At 70.3% G+C, this 14,271-nt stretch carries 12 protein-coding genes; 5 read left to right on the top strand and 7 right to left on the bottom strand.

The features are described 5' to 3' along the window. Positions 1 to 18 precede the first annotated feature (18 nt). The 4 genes from ACQPYZ_RS00840 to ACQPYZ_RS00825 all read right to left on the bottom strand — a co-directional run bounded on the left by ACQPYZ_RS00840 (position 19) and on the right by ACQPYZ_RS00825 (position 3,105). Entirely contained in the window at positions 19 to 681 is a 663-nt protein-coding gene (locus ACQPYZ_RS00840; RefSeq protein ID WP_433164215.1) for an alpha/beta fold hydrolase, read from the bottom strand. Continuing rightward, the gene (locus tag ACQPYZ_RS00835) at positions 678 to 1,511 is read right to left on the bottom strand and encodes a hypothetical protein (RefSeq protein WP_433164213.1); all 834 of its coding nucleotides are present in this window, start codon (positions 1,509 to 1,511) and stop codon (positions 678 to 680) included. The genes ACQPYZ_RS00840 and ACQPYZ_RS00835 overlap by 4 nt, the downstream gene beginning before the upstream one ends. Positions 1,512 to 1,583: 72 nt before the next feature. Beyond that, positions 1,584 to 2,456 (bottom strand): DUF3152 domain-containing protein, encoded by an 873-nt coding sequence (locus tag ACQPYZ_RS00830; protein ID WP_433164211.1) that lies wholly within the window; start codon positions 2,454 to 2,456, stop codon positions 1,584 to 1,586. Between the two features lie 79 nt (positions 2,457 to 2,535). After that, on the bottom strand, positions 2,536 to 3,105 hold the full coding sequence (locus ACQPYZ_RS00825) for a dihydrofolate reductase family protein (protein ID WP_433164209.1): 570 nt from the start codon (positions 3,103 to 3,105) through the stop codon (positions 2,536 to 2,538). A 178-nt stretch (positions 3,106 to 3,283) separates the two neighbouring features. On the opposite strand from ACQPYZ_RS00825, the gene ACQPYZ_RS00820 reads away from it, so the two are divergent. Then, complete coding sequence (locus ACQPYZ_RS00820) at positions 3,284 to 3,961, top strand: hypothetical protein (protein WP_433164207.1); 678 nt, start codon at positions 3,284 to 3,286, stop codon at positions 3,959 to 3,961. Positions 3,962 to 4,009: 48 nt separating this feature from the next. Here the strand turns inward: ACQPYZ_RS00820 and ACQPYZ_RS00815 are convergent, their stop codons facing one another. Beyond that, positions 4,010 to 5,203 carry an ATP-binding protein gene (locus ACQPYZ_RS00815; protein WP_433164206.1) on the bottom strand — a complete coding sequence of 398 codons (1,194 nt, stop codon included), beginning with the start codon at positions 5,201 to 5,203 and terminating at the stop codon, positions 4,010 to 4,012. A 150-nt stretch (positions 5,204 to 5,353) separates the two neighbouring features. Between ACQPYZ_RS00815 and ACQPYZ_RS00810 the strand changes: the two genes are divergently transcribed. Further along, a complete protein-coding gene (locus ACQPYZ_RS00810; protein WP_433164204.1) occupies positions 5,354 to 6,364 on the top strand; it encodes a GTP pyrophosphokinase in 1,011 nt (336 codons plus the stop codon). On the opposite strand, the gene ACQPYZ_RS00805 is transcribed toward ACQPYZ_RS00810, so the two are convergent. After that, entirely contained in the window at positions 6,351 to 7,772 is a 1,422-nt protein-coding gene (locus tag ACQPYZ_RS00805) for an MFS transporter (RefSeq protein ID WP_433164202.1), read from the bottom strand. The genes ACQPYZ_RS00810 and ACQPYZ_RS00805 overlap by 14 nt on opposite strands. 178 nt (positions 7,773 to 7,950) lie before the next feature. On the opposite strand from ACQPYZ_RS00805, the gene ACQPYZ_RS00800 reads away from it, so the two are divergent. The 3 genes from ACQPYZ_RS00800 (at position 7,951) to ACQPYZ_RS00790 (ending at position 13,362) form a co-directional block, all read left to right on the top strand. After that, positions 7,951 to 9,714: an ABC transporter transmembrane domain-containing protein gene (locus ACQPYZ_RS00800; RefSeq protein WP_433164200.1), complete on the top strand. Its 1,764-nt coding sequence runs from the start codon at positions 7,951 to 7,953 to the stop codon at positions 9,712 to 9,714. Next, the gene (locus ACQPYZ_RS00795; RefSeq protein WP_433164199.1) at positions 9,711 to 11,489 is read left to right on the top strand and encodes an ABC transporter ATP-binding protein; all 1,779 of its coding nucleotides are present in this window, start codon (positions 9,711 to 9,713) and stop codon (positions 11,487 to 11,489) included. The genes ACQPYZ_RS00800 and ACQPYZ_RS00795 overlap by 4 nt, the downstream gene beginning before the upstream one ends. A gap of 88 nt (positions 11,490 to 11,577) precedes the next feature. Beyond that, a complete protein-coding gene (locus ACQPYZ_RS00790) occupies positions 11,578 to 13,362 on the top strand; it encodes an alpha/beta fold hydrolase (protein ID WP_433164198.1) in 1,785 nt (594 codons plus the stop codon). On the opposite strand, the gene ACQPYZ_RS00785 is transcribed toward ACQPYZ_RS00790, so the two are convergent. After that, positions 13,355 to 14,263 carry a S66 peptidase family protein gene (locus tag ACQPYZ_RS00785; protein ID WP_433164196.1) on the bottom strand — a complete coding sequence of 303 codons (909 nt, stop codon included), beginning with the start codon at positions 14,261 to 14,263 and terminating at the stop codon, positions 13,355 to 13,357. The genes ACQPYZ_RS00790 and ACQPYZ_RS00785 overlap by 8 nt on opposite strands. Positions 14,264 to 14,271 lie beyond the last annotated feature (8 nt).

The following is a 14,271-nucleotide window of genomic DNA, read 5'->3' as shown; positions in this document are numbered from 1 at the left end:
CGCGTCAACGATAGCGCCTCAGGCCTGGCCGGGTGCAGCGGCTGCCCGCTGGATGAGAGCGGCCAACTCGGGGCCGTTCGTCAGGACCGGCATGTGTGAGCCGGTCGACAGGGTGCGCGCCTCACTGTGGGTCAGCTCCGCCAACCGGTCGATCCACTCGGCCGGCGACAGGTGGTCGTGCCGGCAGCGAACGAGCACGATCGGCGCCTTCACCCGGGTGATCGCGCGGGCCATGTCGTGGTGCCGGGCGGCTTCCACCGCCCGGGCGATCGTCGGCAACGTCGTCCGCGCGTACTGCGGGGCGAGCGCCGGGATCAGCCGGGGAGACTCGGGCACGGCCGAGCCCAGCCAGCGGACGACGAGGTCCCACCAGGTCGCGGCGCGGAGGTCTCCGGTCGGGGCGATCAGGACGAGGGCGTGGGCGAGGTCCGGGCGGGCGGCCGCGGCCTCCACCACGATCTGGCATCCGGCCGAGTGGCCGACCAGGACCGACGGATCACGGAGCTTGTCGGCGAGCGCCGTACCCAGAGCCTGGGGACGCAGGTCGGCGCCGGGCTCGGCGGGATCGCCGTACCCGGGCAGGGTGACGATGTCGTACGGCGTCGTCAGGTGCTCGACCGTCGGTGCGTACGACTTGGGCCCGAGCCCGAGCCCCGGGACCAGGACGACCGGGATGCTCACTCCCAGGGCGCGCGGGCCGGCGGAGCCTGGACGACCGAGTTGCCGACCGGCGGTTTCAGCTCGCGGTAACCGAGGAGGAAGCCGGCCGCGAGGATCAGCAGCCCGATCCCGCCCCAGCCGTACGCGGTCGGCAGCCGGTCGAGCGAGTCGTCGATCGCACCCATCCCGGTCGAGAGCACCATCACCGCCCAGATCAGGATCGGGATCAGCCCGACCCCGACCAGGAGCAGACCGCCGAGCTCGATCGGATCCAGCTCCCGGCCGACCTTGCGCCGGGCGAGGATGTCGCGCGTCCACATCGCGATCGCGGCCAGGCCGACGATGAGCAGCAGAAGCTGGCCGATCGTGTCGATCACGTCGGTGCGGAGCGGGTGGTTCAGCGGGGAGCCGGGGGCCTGGGAGATCTCGCGGAGCGCGACCCGCTGGACCGACAGCACCAGGAGGCCGTAGACCCCGGCGATGATCGCGGCGAGCAGTACGACGCGGGCCGCGCGCGGGTCACGGGGTGCGACCGGCAGCTCGCGGCCGTACTGCGGGAGCTCGTGCTGCTGCGGGTGGGCGGGCGTGCCGTACGGGTGACCGGGGCGGTAGTTCGGCGGCTGGGTGTAGGCGCCGGGCGGGGTCTGAGGTGGTGTTTGCGGCGGAGCGCCGTACTGCTGCGGTTGCGCGTACGGGCCCTGCTGGTAGGGGCCTGACTGAGGCTGGCTTTGGTGCGGGGCGCCGTACGTGCCGCCGCCGTACGGGGAGGGCGGGGCGTAGTGGTGCTCCTCCTGCTCGCCCTGCTCGGGCTGGTCGCCCCGGCCGTACGTCGGGAAATCCTGTGAGGACATCGCTGCTCCCTCCCCTCGGACTCAGCCTCTCACGAACGAGGGCTTCGCTCAGGTCGCGCCGCTGGGCCGCGCTCAGGTCGCCTTGATGGTCGGCCAGGCGTTCGGCAGGCAGCCGCCGAGACCCTTCGTCTGCTGCATCATCACCGGCGCGGGAGTCTTCGCCTTCGAGCAGGTGGAGTGGCCGTGGCCGAGCGCGTGCCCGACCTCGTGGTTGACTAGGTAGCTGCGGTAGAGGGGGATGTTCCCCGAGTACGCCGGGACGGCGTACATCCAGCGCTTCGCGTTCAGCACGACCCGGTCCTCGACCCGGCAGGACACCTCGCCGCCGGTGTCGAGCGGCAGGCACAGCTTGTCGGTCAGGGTCGGCGTGGCCAGGATGATCCGCAGGTCGGCGTCGACCTTGTCGGTCCGCTCGAAGTTGACCGGATGGATCGCCTGCCAGCCGCGGGTGTCGGTCAGCGTCTTGTGGATGATCGCCGCGACCGCGGGCCCGTTCACCGACAGCCCCTGCTCGATCTCGACCCGGTAGGTCAGCTTGTCCCGGACGCCGGTCGCCTTGTTCGACCCGGGGACGACCGCGAGCTTGCCGCTCGAGACCGAGTAGTTCGGCTTCGCGCCCTTCGGCGGCCGCGTCAACGTCGGCGCCGGCCGCAGCGGAGTGGTGAACTTCTGCGTCGGCGTCGCCGCCGTCGGCGTGAACACAGGCTCCGGCGCGGGCGCGGCGTACGGCGCCTCGGTGGCCGACGCGGCCACGCCCGCCACCACCTCCGACGCCAGGCTCCGCCGGTCCATCGCGTCCGGGTGCGCCACCATCACCGTGCCCAGCACCGCCAGCGCGGACACCGAGAACCACTGCGCCTTGTACGACTTCCTCCGGCTGTGCCGCCCACCCCGCCGCTTCCGGGCAGGCGCGTCCGCGCGCTGGCCAGTCCGCCGGGTGGTCATGACGATTCACCCTACCCACCCTCCCGCCCCAACCGAAAGGGCAGCTTCATGCCATCCCCACCAACGAACCGAAGGCGGCCTACTTCTCGAGGTTGTAGCGGAGGAGTACGACGCCGTTCGGGAACGGGGTGGCTTCGGCCAGGGACAGGTTCTGGCGGTCCTCGAAGACGCGCGTTCCCTTGCCGCGGGCCGCCGGGCAGACCCGCAACTGCACCTCGTCGACGAGGCCGGCGTCGAACAGGGAACGCATGAGCTGGAGGCTGCCCCAGAGGAAGATGTCCTTGCCGTCCTGCTCCTTGAGCTCGCGGACGGTGGCGACCGGGTCGCGCGTCACGGTCGCGGCCGGGTAGTCGCCCCACGGCGCCTCGGCCAGCGTCGACGAGGCGACGAACTTGGTGAGGCTGTTGAACTTGCGCCCGTACTCACCCTGCTCGTCCGCGTACGGCCAGTAGTCCTTGGACTGGTTGTACGTGTTCGCCCCGATGATCATCGTGTCGACCGAGTCGATGAACCTCATCACACTGTTCTGGAACGGGTTGTCGGTCACCGCGTCGTCGAACGGCTCCCCCGACACGAAACTGAGCCCCCCGTCCTCCTCAGCCACCACGTTGTCGACGGTCGCCCACTGCTGCACGATCAACTTCCGCATGATTCGCCCTTCCGTCCGTGCGGCCCCACCGACCGCATCCACCCCAAGGACGAACCCAACCACCAACCCTCGACATCCTCCTCACGCATTTTTCTGAGCGCCTTGCCGACCGACGTGAGGTGGCCGGTAGTCTTCGCGTGCTCGACCGAGGGTGACGGTCGCTTCTCGAGGGGACACCATGCGTTACAGATCACTGCTCGCTGCCGCCGGCCTCATCGCGTCGGGACTGCTGTTCCAGCCGACCGCGCAGGCGGCGCCGGTGCAGGCCACGGCTACCTGCTCGTTCCCGGTGCCGGCCAAGCTCGTGCTCAGCTCGCGGAACGTCTACGTCAGCTTTCCGCTGGGCGCGGACTGCCCCAAGACTGTGCACAACGCCAGCTGGTTCCCGGTCAGCGACGACGGCCGTACGCACATGGGGATCGGCTGCGGGTGGGAGTCGTGTGGTGTGTATGTCCAGTACACCCACGTCGGTGGGACCACGCACTGGACTCCGCGAAGCGTGGCGATAGACAAGAACGGCCGGAAGGTCGCCGACCTCCTGCCCGCGACCTCGGTCACCAAGGCCGCCTCGATCGCCACGCTCTCCGGTGTACGACGTGGCAGCAAGGTCACTTTGACCGCGGCGGCGACATACTTCAGTCCTGCCAAGAGGGTCTACGTCCGGTCGCACGCGCGGATGCTGGTGCAGTACAAGGACCCCGGTACGACGACGTGGAGAAGCCTGGCGTACGTCACGCCGACCGCGACCGGAGCGGCGGCCTACACCCTCACCACGAACCGCGCCCGGAGCTACCGCGTCTACGTCCCGTCGACGTACTCAGTCTGGTACACGTACAGCCGAGCGCTCTCCCTCTGATCCAGTCCCTCGCCATCCACAGTCGTCACCAGGCCAGTCCGCAACTGGTCAGGCTGTGCGGGTTCGGAGGAATTTGCCGAAGTGCGGGACGGTGAAGGCTACGGTGCCGCGTTCGGCGGAGAAGACGAGGCCTTTCTTGATGAGGCCGTCGCGGGCGGGGGAGAGGGACTGGGGTTTGCGGTTGAGGGTGCTGGCGACCTCGGCGGTGGGGACGGAACCGTCGTCGACGCCGATGCCGAGCTCGGCCATCGCCCGCATGTACTCGCGTTCGGCCGGCGTGGCACGTTCGTACCGCGAGCCGAAGAAGCCGACCGTCAGCTCGGCGGATGCCTCCGGGGCCGCGACGGCGACGTCCTTGATGGTGATCGGGGAGGTCGGGGCGTGGTCCCAGGTGGAGTGGGCGAAGGCCTGGACGAAGTACGGGTAGCCGTCGGTCTGGGCGTACAGCTCGTCCAGCGCCTCCTCGTCGTACGACACCCCTTCGCTCTCCGCCGGGATCATCAGCGCGCGGTCGCAGGCGTCCCGGGCGAGGCGGTCGACGCGGACGTAGCGGAAGAGCCGCTCGGAGTAGGACTTGCTGGCGGAGAGTACGGCGGGCAGATGCGGCAGCCCGGCGCCGACGACGACCAGCGGCGCGCTCTGCTGCGAGATCTCATGACACGCGGCGCACAGCGCGGACAGGTCGTCGGCGGAGATGTCCTGCATCTCGTCGATGAACAGCCCGACGCCGACGGACAGGTCGCCGGCCAGGTCGGCCGCGTCGGTGAAGAGCTCGATCAGGTCCATCTCGAGGTCGCCCGAGTCGGCCCGGCCCTTCGCAGCGGCCACGTCGACCGGCGGATGCCAGCGGATGCCCTTGCGATCGTTCGCCGCCGTCCGCAAAGCGAATGCCTTCAGTACGGCGCTGAAGCCGTCGACCTTCTCGTCGTCGCGGTGCCGGTGTCCCAGCTCGCGCATCGCGGTGTGCAGAGCCTGCGCGATCGGCAACCGGATGCTCTGGTCCGGCCGGGCCTCGATCTTCCCGGTGCCCCAGGCGCGTTTGATCGCCTGGCTGCGCAGGGTGTTCAGCAGCACCGTCTTGCCCACCCCGCGGAGCCCGCTCAGCACCAGGCTCCGTTCCGGTCTGCCTGCCGCGACCCGTTCGAGGACCACCTCGAACTGCCGCACCTCGGTGTCGCGTCCGGCCAGCTCAGGCGGCCGCTGACCGGCGCCGGGCGCATAGGGATTCCGGATCGGATCCATGCATTTCACTGTATGACCGCGTCTAGCGTTTTCCTTAGATTGACGTAGCGACACGGAGAACGTGTCGCGACCCATCTCTACAGCTTTCTAGCAAGAACGCTAGATTTCGCTAGACGCGCCTAGCCCCGCTCGGACCACTATCGTGCGCCCATGGAGTGGGCGGGGCAGGCGGCGGGCCTGTACGAGCGCGTGCATCAGCAGTACGTCGGGGGCGCCCGCAAGCTCGAGGCGCTGATCAACGAGCTGATCGGCGAGGAGGAGGGCATCAACTACCTGAGCGCGACAGCACGCGCGAAGGACCCGGAGTCGTTCCTTTCCAAGGCCTCGAAGCCGCATCCCGACGATCCCGGCCGGCCGAAGTACGACGACCCGCTGAACCAGATCACCGACCTGGTCGCGGCCCGGGTGATCACCTTCCTGGTGGAGGCGGTGGACCGGGTGTGCGAGGTGATCGAGGCCGAGTTCGAGATCGTCGAGCACACCGACATGGGCGCGCACACCCGGGCGCAGGGCGTGTTCGGGTACGCGAGCAAGCACTACCTGGTCCGGCTGAACGCGCACCGCCGCGAGCTCCCGGAGTACGCCGTCCTGAAGAACCTCACGATGGAGATCCAGGTCCGGACGGCGGTCCAGCACGCGTGGGCCGAGTTCGAGCACGACATCCGGTACAAGCTGGACATCCCGCCGGACCGCAAACCCGAGTTCGACCGCCGGTTCCTGCTCGCGGCCGCGCTGATGGAGCTGGCGGACAACGAGTTCACCGAGATCGACCGGCTGTACCGCGAGCTCGCCGCGACCCAGCCGGACAAGACTCCCCGGGACCTGACGACCGCGACGCTGACGACGTACCTGACCCGGCGCTACCCAGACGCGCCGCACGCCAAGACCAACCACTACGCCTGGATCCTCGGCGTACTCGCGCGGCTCGGCGTGACCACCGAGGAGCAGCTGACGGAGTTGCTCGCCGGCATCGACAGCGCCGCCGTCCAGGCCGCGATGACCCACCGCTTCCCGGCCGGGACCGTACGCCGCCTCGACGACGACCTCCTGGCCGCGAAAGGTACGGCGTACGTCGACCTGTTCCCCGACGAGGACCGCCGCCAGAAGATCCTCCGTGGCCGGCTCAAGGCCCTCGTGCGGGCCGGGATCATCGAGCCTTGACGAAGTCCTCGGCGACGGCAGCCGCGGTACGGCGGGCCCAAGGGCCGGTGGTGATCAGACCGAGGACGAGCACGAGCAGCCCGCAGCCGGCGATGATGTACCAGCACAGCTGGGCGGCGTCCACGAACCCGCTCTCCAGCGACCCGGCCAGGCGAGCGGTCAGCACGGTCCCGGCGATGGCGACCCCGAGCGAGACGCCGACCTGACGGCTCGTCGAGGCGATCGCGGCCGCGACGCCGGCCTGGGACCGCGGCATCCCGGACACCGCGGCGTTCGTGATCGGCGCGTTCAGCATGCCGAAGCCGAGTCCGAAGACGAGGTAGCCGGCCATCAGCAGCACCGTCGGTGTGTCCAGCGCGATCCGGGACAACATCAGCCCCGAGACCGTGAGCATGCTCCCCGCGACCACCAGCGGCAGGCGCGGACCGCGGTGCCCGACCAGCCACCCGGACAGCGGCGCGAAGACGACCGTCATCGCGGCCATCGGCAGCGTCAGCAACCCGGCGTGCAACGCGGAGAACCCGCGCACCGACTGCAGGTACAGAGAGTTCAGGAACAGGAAGCCCGACAGCGCCGAGAACCCCGCGATCGCGATCAAGGTCGCCCCCGAGAACGGCGCGCTCCGGAAGAACCGCGGGTCCAGCAACGGCTCGTCCCGGCGGCGCTCGTACGCCACCAGCCCGGCCAGTGAGACCACGCCCAGCACGAAACACCCGATGATCAGCGGCGACGTCCAGCCGAGCCGCTGACCCTCGATGATCCCATACGTCACGCCGCCGAGCAGCAGCACGACCAGCACCTGACCGACCGGGTCGATCCGCCGCGGCACCGCGGCCCGCGACTCCGGCACGAAGAACACGGTCAGCAGTACGGCGGCCAGCGCGACCGGCACGTTGATCCAGAAGATGAACTGCCAGCCCGCCGCGTCGACCAGGGCACCGCCGACCACCGGCCCGACCGCCATGCTGAGCCCGACCACGCCGCCCCAGACGCCGATCGCCTGGGCGCGCTCGCGCGGATCGGTGAACGTGTTGGTGATGATCGACATCGCGACCGGGTTCAGCATCGACCCGCCGACCGCCTGCAGCACCCGGAACGCGATCAGCCACTCGACCGTCGGCGCGAACCCGCACAGCAGCGACCCGAGCCCGAAGATCACCAGCCCGGCCTGGAACGTCCGCCGCCGGCCGACCCGGTCCGCGGTCGAGCCGGACACCATCAGCAGGCCGGCCAGCACCAGCGTGTAGGCGTCGATCGTCCACTGCAGCCGGGAGATGTCCGCGTCCAGATCGGCGCGGATGGCGGGCAGGGCGAGGTTCACGATGGTGGAGTCGAGCCCGACGATGAACAGACTGAAGCAGCAGATGCCGAGGATCAGCAGCCGTCTCCCGCGGGTCGGTTCGGCCACCCGGCTCCTCTCGAACGTCGTACTTGAAGACTGTACTACTGTCGTCGGGCAACGTTTCCACCGCGGTCCGTCTTAGCCCTAAAACCCTTTGACGGACTGTCGGCGGGCCCGCCTAGGCTGGATCCATTCGCCTGGTCAGGTGCCTTCTCAATCCTTCTATGCCCTCTTGTGAGACGTCATGTCGCTGCGCCTCATTCCGTTCGCCGACCCGGGTGTGCCGGACACCCGGTCCGGCCTCCGACTCATTCTCTGGCTGGAGCACCAGCAGCTGCGCGGGCAGGCCGCCGCGCTGTTCTGGGGTCTGCTCTACTTCGGCGGGATCGCTGCCGCTCCCGTCGCCGTCGGTCTGGCTGTCCAGGCCGTGATCGACCTGTCCTGGCCCAAGCTCTTCCTGGCGGGCGGCCTGCTGCTCGCCTTCGGCGCGGCCAAGGCCGGCGCCGACTCGTACTTCCACAAGGCCGTGGTGACCAACTGGATCGGTACGGCGGCCCGCCTGCAGCAGCTGCTGATGCGTAAGGCCGCGGAGCTGGGATCGCTGCTGACCCGGCGGATCGCGGCCGGCGAGGTGGTCGCCGTGAGCAGCGGCGACGTGGAGAAGATCGGCTGGTTCGTCGAGGTGCTCGGCCGGTTCGTGGCCGCGCTGCTGACCTGCCTCGCCGTGGTCGTCGGGCTGCTGATCTACGAGCCGCAGCTCGGTCTCGTGGTCGCCGTCGCCGTCCCGGTGCTGGCGTTCTCGATCGTGCCGCTGATGGGTCCCGCGGAGCGCCGCGCGGACGCGCAGCGGGCCAAGGGCGGCCGGGCCACCGAGCTGGCCGCCGACACCGTCGCCGGGCTGCGGGTGCTCCGCGGCATCGGCGGTGAGCAGCTGTTCCTGGACCGCTACCGCTCGGCCTCGCAGGAGTACCGGGCGAGCGCGGTCCGCAGTGCCCGGATGTGGTCGCTGATCGCGGCCCTCCAGGTGTTGTTGTTCGGGCTGTTCCTGGTGGTCGTCGTCTGGCTCGGTGTGCAGCTGGTGACGTCCGGCCGGATCTCGGTCGGCGAGCTGGTCACGACGTACGGGCTGATCACGTTCATGGTCGTGCCGCTGCACACGTTCGAGGAGACGGCGAGCGCGTTCATCTTCTCGAAGGTGTCGGCGCGCCGGGCCGCCCGGGTGCTGTCGCTCAAGCGGACCGACGACGCCAAGGGGACGGCCGACGCACACCTGCCCGACGGTGACCTGCTCGACCCGGTGTCCGGTCTGCACGTGCCGGCCGGGAGCTTCACCGCGGTCGTCTGCGGTGACCCGGACGCGGGCGGTCTGCTGGCCGACCGGTTGGGCGGTCACAGCCCGGCAGCCGAGGACGACCAGGCCTCGGTGCTGCTGGACGGCGTACCGCTGGACGACCTTCCGCTGGAGTCCGCGCGGGCCGTCGTGCTCGTGCAGGACAAGGACCCGGTGCTGCTGTCCGGGACGGTGCGTGAGCTGTTCGACGTGCCCGCGAGTGGTGCGGTCTCTCCGGAGGTCGCGCTGGACGCGGCGCAGTGCGCGGACATCCTCGACGTACTGCGGCAGACGCTGCCGGCCGGCGAGTCGGATCCGATGCGGGCCATGCTGACCGAGCGCGGGCGGTCCCTGTCCGGTGGGCAGCGGCAGCGGGTTGCGCTGGCCCGTTCGCTGTACGTCGACCCGTCGGTGCTGGTGCTGGACGAGCCGACGAGTGCGGTCGACGCGCACACCGAGGCGCGGATCGCCGACGGTCTGCAGCTGCTGCGGTCCGGCCGGACCACTGTGGTGTTCACCTCCAGCCCGCTGATGCTGGACCGGGCGGAGCGGGTGGTGTTCGTGCCGGACGGCCGTGTCGATGCCGTCGGCACCCATCACGAGCTGGTGCACACCAACGCGCGGTACCGCGCGGTGGTCACCCGTGAAGAAGAGCCAACTCTCGAGGAGACGGCGTGAAGCGCCCTGAGTACGACCCGGCAGCCCCGCAGGAAGTCGAGCGGCTGCCGGTAGCGGGTAGTGCGACCGTGCGCGCCTACCTGAAGACACTGTTCCGCCGGCACCGCCGCGCGTTCGCCTGGCTGACCCTGGTGAACGCGGTGGCGGCGCTGAGCGGCATGGTCGGCCCCTGGCTGCTCGGCAACGTGGTCGAGCAGCTCTCCAAGGGCGACCACGACGTCGACCTGCCGTACGTCGTCCTCGGCTTCGTCATCGCGCTGCTCGTCCAGACCGTGTTCGTCCGGCTCACCCGCCTGCGCGGCGCGGTGCTCGGCGAGGAGATGCTGGCCGACCTGCGGGAGGACTTCCTGATCCGCGCGGTCGGGCTGCCGCCGGGCGTCCTGGAGCGGGCCGGCACGGGTGACCTGCTGTCCCGGATCACCACCGACATCGACCGGCTCTCGCACGCCATGCGGGACGCCGTGCCGCAGCTGACGATCGCGGTCATCTGGGCGTCGCTGCTGATCGGCGCGCTGATCGTGACCGCGCCCGAGCTCGCGGTGGCCGTGGTGATCGCCGCGCCGGTCCTGATCATCGGCGGCCGGTGGTACTTCCGCCGGGCGCCGGCCGCCTACCGGTCCGAGGCCGCGGGGTACGCCGCGGTCGCCTCGGCGCTGGCCGAGACCGTCGACGCCGGCCGGACCGTGGAGTCGCACCGACTCGGCGGTCGCCGGATCAAGCTGGGCGACACCCGGATCGGCCAGTGGGTCGCCTGGGAGCGGTACACGCTGTTCCTGCGGATGATCCTGTTCCCGGTGATCAACATGACCCACACGGTCGCGCTGGCGGCGGTGCTGGTGATCGGTGGCGGCTTCGCCATCCAGGGCTGGCTCACCGTCGGTGCACTCACCACGGGTGCGCTGTACATCCAGATGCTGGTCGAGCCGGTCAACATGATGATCCGCTGGTACGACGAGCTCCAGGTGGCGCAGGTGTCCCTGGCCCGGCTGGTCGGGGTCCGTGAGGTCGAGACGGCCGCGGCGGCCGAGCAGGACGAGCCGGACGGTCGGACGGTGCTCGCCGACGACGTACGGTTCGGCTATCTGGAGGGCCGGGACGTGCTGCACGGCGTCACGCTCACCGTGCAGCCGGGCGCCCGCGTGGCGCTCGTCGGCCCTTCCGGTGCAGGGAAATCGACGCTCGGCCGGCTGCTGGCCGGCATCTACTCGCCGCGGGTCGGTGACATCACCTTGGGTGGTGCGGCCCTCGACAAGATGTCGGCCGAGCAGGTCCGCAGTCACGTTGCCCTGGTCAACCAGGAGCACCACGTGTTCGTCGGCAGCGTGCGGGACAACCTGCGGCTGGCCCGGCCGGACGCCTCGGACGCGGACCTGTGGGCCGCGCTGCGTTCGGTCGACGCCGACGGCTGGGTGGCCGGCTTCGACAACGGGCTGGACACCGAGGTGGGCTCGGGCGGGACGACACTGACCCCCGCCCAGGCGCAGCAGGTCGCGCTGGCCCGGCTGGTGCTGGCCGACCCGCACACGCTGGTCCTGGACGAGGCGACCTCGCTGATGGACCCGCGGGCCGCGCGGCACCTGGAGAGGTCGCTGGCCGGCGTACTCGAAGGCAGGACCGTGGTGGCGATCGCCCACCGCCTGCACACCGCGCACGACGCGGATGTGATCGCGGTGGTGGAGGACGGCAAGATCGTCGAGCTCGGCGCACACGACGAGCTCGTCGACGCCGAGGGCGCGTACGCGGCGCTCTGGCACTCCTGGCACGGCGACCGCTGACAACGGCGGGACGGCGAGTGTGACAGTGGTGTGACCGGGCGGGGCGGACCGAGCGGTCCGCCCCGCCCGGTCGTGTCAGGATGCAAGGGTGCTGCTGACGACCTTGCTCTCGCTGCCCACGACCCTCGCCCTCGACGTGAACGACGAGGGCCGCCTGCTCGTCCTGTACGACGGGACCGGCACCCGTCAGGTGAACGAGGTGGCACCTGACGGCACCTGGCGAGCACTCACCGACCTGGATGAGGGATGTCGCACCGCGCGCTTCGTCCCGGGTAGCCGGAAGGTGGCCGTCGAACACGACAGCGGTGGCAACGAACGCGGCCAGCTGTCTCTCCTCGACCTGGACGAACCGCTCACACTGACACCACTCGTGCGCGACCCCGCGTCCAAGCACAACCTGGTCGACGTCAAGGCCGACCGGGTGCTGTTCACCACCAACCGCCGCAACGGCACCGACTTCGACCTGATCGCCCACGACCTCTCCACCGGCGAACAGTCCGTCCTGTACGACGGCGGCGGCTGGCCGATGGCGGTCGACCCGTCCCCGGACGGCAAGTGGGCCGTCCTCTCACTCGCCAGCGCCCAGGCGAACGCGACCCAGCTGCTCCTCGTGGACACGACCACGCGGGCCGTCACCGAGCTCACGCCGTACGACGCGCAGAACGACCTGAAGGCGGTGTCCTGGCTGCCGGGGTCGTCCGGATTCGTCGTGTCGAGTGACGCAGACCGGGACCGGATGGCACTGCGGCAGTACGACGTGTCCGACGGGACGTGGTCGGACCTGATGGTGGACGACGAGCACGACGTGGCCGGCTGGGTCTGCCCGGACGGTGAGCATCTGCTGTTCGCGACGGTCGACGACGGTCTGGTGCCGCTGGCGTTGCACAAGCTGGCGGACGGCTCCCTGGTCGCCCCGATCGACCTGCCGCCGCTCGGTTGTGCCGCCCGGTCGGTGATGATGCCGGATCCGATCTGGTCACCCGACGGCGCGTTCGCCCTCATCACGTATCACTCGCCGATCGAGCCGCCGACTGTCTACCGCTACACCCTGGCGACCGGAGAGGTCGTCGCGATGCGCCCGCCAGGCTCGCCGGAGGTGCCGGCCGAGCTTGAGCACCCGGATAGCCATCGCGTGCCGTCGTTCGACGGTGAGCAGGTGCCGGTGTTCGTCTTCCGGCCGACCGGACCGGACCTGGGGTCGACCGTCATCCACATCCACGGTGGTCCGGAGGGTGCGGCCATGCGCACCTGGTCGCCGGTGATCTCCGGACTGGCCGCGGCCGGCCACACGGTCGTCGTACCGAACGTCCGGGGGTCGGCGGCGTACGGGAAGCGCTGGTACTCATTGGACGACCGGGAGCGGCGGCTGGACTCGGTGAAGGACCTGGCCGCGATCCATGCTTGGCTGCCGTCGATCGGGTGCGACCCGTCGCGGGCGGCGTTGTGGGGTGGCTCGTACGGCGGTTACATGGTGCTGGCCGGGTTGGCGTTCCAGCCCGAGCTGTGGGCGGCCGGGGTCGACATCGTCGGGATCGCGTCGCTGGTGACGTTCCTGGAGAACACCTCGGACTACCGGCGGGCGACACGCGAGCGGGAGTACGGCTACCTCGCGACCGACCGGGAGTTCCTGGAGTCGGCGAGCCCGCTCAGCCGCGTCGACGACCTACGGGCACCGCTCCTGGTGATCCACGGCGCCAACGATCCGCGGGTACCGCTGTCCGAGGCCGAACAGATCACGGCCGCGCTCACGCAGCGCGGCGTACCGTGCAGGCTGCTGGTCTACGGAGACGAGGGCCACGGGCTCGCCAAGTTGCCGAACAAGCTGGACGCGTACCCACAGGCCCTGACGTTCCTCGAGGAGCACCTCAGCTGAAGAGCGGCGTGAGCGTCCCCGCGGTCGCGTCCAGGCGGACCGGCAGGCCGAGCGGTACGGCGAGGTTGAGGTTCTCGTGTCCGATCGCGGCGCCCTCCACCATCGGCAGACCGAGCGGACCGAGCCGGTCGTGCACGACCGCTGTCACCAGGCCGGAGTCGTCCGCACCGCTGAAGTCGCCGATCACCAGACCGGTGACGCCGGCGAACCACCCGGCCCGCAGGAGCTGGGTCAGCAGCCGGTCCACCCGGTACGCGTCCTCGCTGACGTCCTCCATCACCACGATCCCGGTCGGCGGTGCGTAGGTCGGCGTACCGACGCTTGCCGCCAGCAACGCCAGGTTGCCACCGCGGAGCGGTCCTTCGGCGACGCCCCCGACCAGCGTGCGCGCACCCACTGGTGCCAGCAGGTCGGTGATCTTCTCCGGCTCGAACAACAGCTCGTGCAGCCGCTCCCGGCCCGTCTCGACCTGCAGCTGCTCGACCGCGGCGGCCATCGGGCCGTGGATCGTCACCAGCCCGCGCGCGTTCAGCGGCTCGTGCAGTGCGGTGATGTCACTGAATCCGAGGAACCACTTCGTCACCGCGGCCAGCTCGTCGAGGTCGACGTACTCGAGCATCCGCTGCACGCCGTACCCGCCGCGCGCGCAGAAGACCGCCGCGAACCGCGGGTCCAGCCACGCGGTCCGCAGGTCCTCCGCGCGGGTTTTGTCGTCCGCGGCCAGGAAGCTCAACCGGTCGTGCCCGGCGAGCACCGACGGCATCACCTCGACCTCGAGCCCCCACTGCTCCAGGTACGTCGTCCCGATCTCGAGCCGCTCCGGCCGCACCGGACCGGACGGCGCCACCACCGCCACCCGGTCCCCACGCGCCAACCGTCCCGGCACTCTCACGTCTGTCACGCCCGAGA

This window comes from Kribbella sp. CA-247076 (assembly GCF_050942445.1).
GTDB lineage: Bacteria > Actinomycetota > Actinomycetes > Propionibacteriales > Kribbellaceae > Kribbella.
The sequence above is the reverse complement of the archived record's forward strand: the minus strand, read 5'-3'. Positions and strand labels throughout refer to the sequence as shown.